The 667-nt window shown below is 40.0% G+C and carries 1 pseudogene; it reads right to left on the bottom strand.

Features of this window, described 5'->3' with window-relative positions:
• A pseudogene (locus R8N49_RS27670) lies at positions 1 to 373 on the bottom strand (diguanylate cyclase); the annotation flags it as partial.
• Positions 374 to 667 lie beyond the last annotated feature (294 nt).

A 667-nucleotide genomic window follows, 5' to 3' on the forward strand; every position in this document is an offset into this window, starting at 1 on the left:
TCCCAAGCACTTCGCCACTTTGTGTTTTCAACGGGAGGCCAAGGTAAGCTTGAACGCCATCATCCTGAAACATCTGGTCTTCAGGAAAGCGTTTATAAACCTGATCTTGGTAAAAGATGTGCTCGCCAATGTCTTTCGCGACTTTTTCACATGGCGTGCCAGACAGGTGGTAACTGAGGTTATCTGAGATCTCTCCGCCACCTGCAAAGGTAATGGAGAGAACAGCATGTTGAAGATGAGCCACTTCAACAACGCATGTACAATGACTCTTCAACTGTTGATGGATATCTAAAGTCACTCTGTTGAGCAGAGCGCTCCCATTGAGCTTCAATATTTCATCAAGCTTTTGGACACTGATTTGTACATGATCCATTAAACACGTTACCTAGCCGTTATTAATTTCATATCGTGCTTTGATAGTTGTGCGACACGACGACTTATAATTTGATATGCATCAAGTAAACTATCGTTTACTTCAGGAGATTTTTCAAACTTTGAATCCCAACAGATAAGGAATTAACACTAATAGGTGAGTCTAGTAAGACTAGAGTGTTATCAAAGTTTGAGGCATTAATTTCAAAGTAGTCGCTTACTCACACATTTAACAAGAAAACTATCAAATTAGATGCGTTTTTCTTCTTCTAAACGGGATTTTAGATAGTCGAGG

This window comes from Vibrio sp. 1978, from assembly GCF_033344345.1.